The sequence below is a fragment of the Halorubrum tibetense genome, from assembly GCF_042661865.1.
GTDB classification, from domain to species: domain Archaea; phylum Halobacteriota; class Halobacteria; order Halobacteriales; family Haloferacaceae; genus Halorubrum; species Halorubrum tibetense.
Genome location: NZ_JBHSWW010000146.1, coordinates 1 through 6,095, shown reverse-complemented (window position 1 = coordinate 6,095; position 6,095 = coordinate 1). Strand labels below are relative to the sequence as shown.

Annotated in this window: 5 protein-coding genes; 4 read left to right on the top strand and 1 reads right to left on the bottom strand. The window is 66.3% G+C overall.

The window, feature by feature from the left end; genetic code table 11:
* Window positions 1–1,041, bottom strand: a 1,041-nt coding sequence (locus ACFQEU_RS10135; protein ID WP_379781761.1) for an AAA family ATPase, incomplete at its 3' end; no start/stop codon positions are given.
* A 164-nt stretch (window positions 1,042–1,205) separates the two neighbouring features.
* Here ACFQEU_RS10135 and ACFQEU_RS10130 point away from each other — a divergent pair.
* From ACFQEU_RS10130 to ACFQEU_RS10115, 4 genes are read left to right on the top strand one after another with little or no spacing between them, the layout of a single operon-like run.
* Window positions 1,206–2,558 carry an ABC transporter substrate-binding protein gene (locus ACFQEU_RS10130; protein WP_379781759.1) on the top strand — a complete coding sequence of 451 codons (1,353 nt, stop codon included), beginning with the start codon at window positions 1,206–1,208 and terminating at the stop codon, window positions 2,556–2,558.
* A gap of 6 nt (window positions 2,559–2,564) precedes the next feature.
* Window positions 2,565–3,671, top strand: coding sequence for a carbohydrate ABC transporter permease (locus ACFQEU_RS10125; RefSeq protein ID WP_379781757.1), 1,107 nt, complete (start codon window positions 2,565–2,567; stop codon window positions 3,669–3,671).
* Window positions 3,668–4,588 (top strand): carbohydrate ABC transporter permease, encoded by a 921-nt coding sequence (locus ACFQEU_RS10120; protein WP_379781755.1) that lies wholly within the window; start codon window positions 3,668–3,670, stop codon window positions 4,586–4,588. The genes ACFQEU_RS10125 and ACFQEU_RS10120 overlap by 4 nt, the downstream gene beginning before the upstream one ends.
* A complete protein-coding gene (locus ACFQEU_RS10115) occupies window positions 4,588–5,883 on the top strand; it encodes an ABC transporter ATP-binding protein (protein ID WP_379781753.1) in 1,296 nt (431 codons plus the stop codon). Before ACFQEU_RS10120 ends, ACFQEU_RS10115 begins: the two co-directional genes overlap by 1 nt.
* Window positions 5,884–6,095 lie beyond the last annotated feature (212 nt).

The following is a 6,095-nucleotide window of genomic DNA, read 5'->3' as shown; positions in this document are numbered from 1 at the left end:
CACCGGCTCGTGGAAGCCGGCGCGGAGCTCGGTTCGACCGGCGGCCCACGCGGCGAGGAGGTGTGTGAGGTGGATCCGGTCGTCGGAGCCGTCGACCAGGTCGAGGTCGGCCTCGCCGGCGAGCTTGTGGAGCCGTGCGAGCTCGTCACCACCGTACGCCGAGCCCGACCGGGCGACGCGGAGCGTCTCGCGGAGCAGGTCGGGGCCGTCGTACCCGCCCTCGTCGAGCAGGTCGTCGAGGGTCTTTCGGGCGTCCTTCAGGTCACCGTCCCGGGCGGCGGCGAGCGCCTCGCGGATCGTGTCGTCGTCGCCGACGTCGCCGAGGGTCTCGTAAGCGGTCGTCATCGTTATCTCTCCGCCCTCCACCGCGGTCGCCTGCGCGGAGAGGATCGCCTCCCGGAGGTCGCCGCCGGCCGCGCTGGCAACGAACTCCAGCCCGTCCGCGTCGTACTCGACGTCCTCGCGGTCGCAGATCGTCTCCAACACGTCCATCGTCTCGTCGGTCGTCGGGGCGCGCAGCCGGATCGGGAAACACCGCGACTGGATGGGCGCGATCAGTTTGGAGGGCTGACGGGTGGCGATCACGAACTGGGTCGTTCGGTGGTGCTTCTCCATCACGCGCCGAAGCGCCTGTTGGAAGTCCTCGCGGATCGCCTCGGCGTTGTCCAGAAGCACCGTCTTGTACTCGCCGGACATCGGCGCGTAGGCGGCCGACTCCGTGAGCACGTGATTTATCATGTCGCGTTTGGCCATCCGGCTCTTCCCCGCGAGGAACCCCTCGAACCGGGGGTCCGTCCGGATCTCCTTTTTCGTTCGGCCGAAGAAGTCCGCGACGTTGATCTCGATCAGGTCGCTCTCGGGCGCGGCGTGAGACTCTCGCGCTAACGCCCGGGTCGCCGCCGTCTTGCCGACGCCCGGCGGTCCCTGTACGACGAGGTTCATCGGCTCGTCGATCGCCCGAAAGAGCCGCTCGCGAGCGTCGTCCTGGCGGATCTCCTCCAGGTCAGGTGCGTGTCTGTCGATCCACAGCGGTCCGTCCATTATCCCCAGTTCGGGGCCGCGCGCTCAAGAATCGGTCGGTCGATAGAACTGCGCCTCACCGAACGTCGTTTCAACTGCATCAAATTAATTTACTATCATTATACTAAATACGCAGGTATATCATCAACGATTAAGTACGCTCAGGATCGATCATACTGTGTACAATGTCTGATACGCCACGTGAAACCCCTGAGAGTCGTGTAACTCGCCGGCGCTACATTGCCGGTGCCGGAGCTGTCGCCACCGTCGCGGTCGCGGGCTGCTCCGACGATCCGGAAGTCGGGGACGACGACGGGACCGGTGACGGTACCGGTGACGGCACCGGCGATGGCGGCGAAGCCGATGAAGGCGACCTGGAGATCGTCCACTGGTGGACTGCCGGCGGCGAGGAGGACGCGTACAACGCGCTCCTCGACGGCTTCCGCGAGCAACACCCCGACGTCGAGATCGTCGATAACCCCGCCCCAGGCGGCGCTGGATCCGCGATCGACACCGTGATCCAGAACCGCGTGCTCGACGGCAACCCGCCGAGCACGTTCCAGATCTGGCCGGGACAGGCGCTGACGCCGTACACGGACGCCGACCTGCTGGAAGATATCGGCGAGTCGGTGTGGGACGACGAGATGCGCGAGGCGTACCTCGACGACATCGTCGACCTGTCGCGGCCCGACGGCGACCTCGTCGCGGTCCCGATCAACATCCACCGGCTGAACAACCTCTTTTACAACGTCGAGGTCCTCGACTCCGCCGATGTCGACGCGACAGACATCGACGACCCGCAGGGGCTCGTCGACGCGTTGGAAGCGGTCGCCGAGAACACGGACGCGGTACCGATGGCCCATCAGACGCAGTCGCCGTGGTCGACACTCCAGTTGTTCGAGGCCGTCTTCCTCGGCCAGCAGGGAACTGACGACTACCTCTCCTTCGTCGACGGGAACGTCGAATCACTCGAAGACGAGGTCCGTGAGGCGCTGGGGCTGCTCGCGGAGTACGCGGACCACTATCCCGAGGACGCCGGCTCTATCTCGTGGGACCAGGGCAACGACGAGCTGATCGAGGGGAACGCGGCGTTCCTCCACCAGGGCGACTGGGCCGCGGGCCAGTACGAGGCCGCCGGCGACTTCGAGTTCGGCGAGGATTGGGATATGGTGCCGTTCCCCGGGACCGACGGCGTCTACCACTCCGTCATCGACTCGTTCGTCTTCCCGACCAACAACCCGTCTCCGGAGGCCACGGAGCAGTTCCTGAACTACGCGGGTACTGTCGACGCCCAGGAGCGGTTCAACCCGACCAAAGGATCGATCCCGCCGCGCACGGACGTCCCGGACGACGCGTTCGGTCCGTTCCTCAGCCGACAGATCGACGACTTCGATAACTCGAACACCCAGCCGCCGACCATCGCCCACGGAACGGCGGTCGCGCCGGCGGTGCAGTCCGAGATGGAGGAGGCGTTCGCCAACTTCAACGACAACCTCGACGTCGACACCGCGTACGCGGCGCTCCGAGACGCGTTCTAACGCGTGATGCTCGATCGGCTACGCGTGCTGTTCGACCGAGTACTCCGGTCGCGTTCACGGGGACGGGACGGGGGTGAAACCGCCGGGGGCGACTCGACCGGGCCCGACGAATCCGAAGGGACCGGCGACGCACCCGCGGTTCGGACCGACGGCGGGACGGCCGCCGAGACCGACAGCGTCCCGCTCGCGACGCGGCTACGGCGCAGCCAGTTCCTCGAGTCGATCCCGTTCTGGGGACCGCCCGGGTTCCTCGTGTTGTTGTTCGTGTACGGCGCGATCGGCTGGAACTTCGTTATCTCGTTGACGGGCTGGGAGGGACTCAGACAGCCCGACTACTCCTCGTTGACGACGGAGGCGTACACGACACTGTTGACTGACGCGTCCTTCATCGCGGCGTTCCGGAACACGATCGTGTTGCTCGTCGTGTTCACCGTCCTCTCGCTCGTGCTCGGGCTCGTGCTCGCGATCCTCGTGGATCGAGAGATCCGCTTCGAGAACACGTTCCGGACGATCTACCTGCTACCGATGAGCCTCTCGTTCGTCGTTACGGCGATCTTCTGGTCGTGGATGTACAATCCACGTGTCGGGCTCATCAACGAGAGCATTCGGGGAGTCGTCGGCGTGATCGACACCGTCGTCTTCTGGACGACGGTCGAACTCGGCTTCCTCACACAGGCATGGCTGGCCGACCCACGGTTCAAACTCGCCGCGATAATCTTCGCGTTGATGTGGCAGTTCTCCGGCTACTGCATGGTCGTCTACCTCGCGGGGTTGCGCGCGATCCCGACCGCCCAGTACGAGGCGGCGCGGATCGACGGAGCCTCGGCGGTGCGGCTCTACCGGCGCGTCATCATCCCGCAGCTCCGTGCGTCGACGATGTCGGCGGCGGTGGTGTTGATGGTGTTCGCGCTCAAGGCGTTCGACTTCCTGTTCGTGCTGTTCGGCGTCAACCCGGGCAGCTCGGCGGACATCCTCGCGGTGATGATGTATCGAGTCGCCTTCGACCGACTCCAGTGGGCGTACGGCTCCGCGGTCGCGATGGTGCTGTTCGTGATGGCGCTGTCGGTGATCGGACCGTACCTCTACCTGCAGTACCGGCGGGGTGAGCTATGAGCGGCGACACCGGGGTCAAGGAGACGCCCGACCGCGACGCGGAGGTATCGCTCTTCGACCGGGTCGACCGGATCGACCGCTCCCGGGTCGCGCTGTACGCCGTGCTGCTCGGCATGGTCGCGTTCTACCTCGCGCCGCTCGAATCCGGGCTAATGACGGCGTTCAAAACCACGGACGGGTTCCGGGCGACGACGCCGTTTGCGCCGCCGCCGGCCGGAGAGTTCACGCTCGACGCGTGGCAAGTCGCGTTCCAGCGGCTCTCCACCGGACTCACCAACAGCGCCATGATGGCGATCCCGGCGACGGTGCTCTCGGCGTTCTTCGGATCGATCGCCGCCTACGGGCTGACGAACCTGAACTGGCGCGGCCAGATCGGCGTGCTGACACTGTTCGTCGCTGGCGTGTTCATTCCGTATCAGGCCGTGCTGGTGCCGCTCACGCAGTTCTGGTCGTTCGTCGATCTCGGCGCGCGGATCCCGCTCGCGTTCGTCGACGACTACCAGGGACTGATCAACCTGAGCATCACCCACACCGCCTACGGGATCCCGATCTGTACCGTACTGTTCCGGGCGTACTACGCGACGCTGGACGACGAGATGCTGGAGGCCGCACGGCTGGACGGCGCGTCCGCGATGACGATCTATCGCCGGATCGTGTTGCCGCTCTCGGTGCCGATCTTCGCCGTGACGCTCATCTACCAGTTCACGCAGGTGTGGAACGACCTCCTGTTCGCGATCGTCCTCGTGAGCGATCCGTCGAACCAGGTGGTGACCGTGGCGTTGAACCAGCTACAGGGGTCGTTCGTTCAGGAGTACAACCTCCAGATGGCGGGGGCGTTCATCGCGGCGCTGCCGACGCTCATCGTCTACGTCCTCTTCGGAGAACAGTTCGCGAAAGGCGTCGCAGGTGACACATAATGGCACGACTTGAACTCGACTCGGTGACGAAGCGGTTCGGCGAGGGGGACGGTTCCGTCCTCGCCGTGGACGACGTGAACGTCGACATCGCTGACGGGGAGTTCCTCGTCCTCGTCGGCCCCTCCGGCTGTGGGAAGTCGACGACCCTCCGAATGATCGCGGGGCTCGAATCGATCACGAGCGGCGAGATCAGACTCGACGGCCAGCGGATCAACGAGCAAGCGCCCGCGGAGCGGGACATCGCGATGGTGTTCCAGTCGTACGCGCTCTACCCGCACATGACCGTCCGGGAGAACATGCGGTTCGGCTTAGAGGAGTCGACCGACATGCCCGCAGACGAGCGGAACGCTCGCGTCGAGGAGACCGCGGCGATGCTCGACATCACGGAGCTGCTCGACCGGAAGCCCGGCGCGCTGTCGGGCGGGCAACAGCAGCGCGTCGCGCTCGGCCGCGCCATCGTCCGCGAACCGAAGGCGTTCCTGATGGACGAACCCCTCAGTAACCTCGACGCGAAACTCCGGTCACAGATGCGGACGGAGCTCCAACAGCTGCAGGCGGATCTGGACACCACTACCGTCTACGTCACCCACGACCAGACGGAGGCGATGACGATGGGCGACCGGATCGCGATCCTCGACGCCGGCGAGCTCCAGCAGGTTGCGACGCCGCTCGAGGCGTATCACCGCCCAGCGAACCGTTTCGTGGCGAGCTTCGTCGGTGAGCCGTCGATGAACTTCGTCGACTGCGGCGTCGACGACGGTACGCTCGTCGCCGAGTTCGACGTGCCGGTCGACGGGACGCGGACCGCTGACCTCGGGCTCGGAACCGAGGGGAACGTGGCGGACGATCGGGAAGTGGAGACGGTGCAGTTCCGCTACCCGCTCGGCGCGGACGTCGCCGGGGCGGTCGCCGGGAGCGCGGAGGCGACGCTCGGGGTCCGCCCCGAGGACCTCGTCGTCCGACCGACCGATGACGGCAGCAGCGAACACGGAGGGACTGCCGTCGGGGACGGGACGGGTACGACCGGTCCCCTCGGTGACACCGCAGTCGATCACGTGTTCGACGCGACCGTCAGCGTCGTGGAGCCGATGGGCGACGAGAACGTCGTCCACGTCGCGCTCGACGACGGACCGGAGCTGATCGCGACCGTCGACGGCCTCCGCCGGATCGAGTCGGGAACACGCGTCCGGGTCGGCCTGCCCGAGAACGCGATCCACGTCTTCGATGGCGACTCGGGCGAGGCGGTCCACAACCGCTCGCTCGACGACGCGGAACTGGACGAGCGCCGCGTGTAGCCGCCGGCACGTTCGGCGCGTTTTTCGGGCGGTTCGTCTCTGTCAGTGACGTTCGTCGATACCGACTAGCCGTATCGCTCGCCGTCGACGAGTCCGCGCCGTCGCCACGCCCGGCCGGTCGCGTTGCCGAGGGTCGCGGCGACGACGACCTCGACGTAGAACGCGACGAAGAAGCCGAGGGCGACGGCGTTGAGCGTCCCGTACGCGCCGAC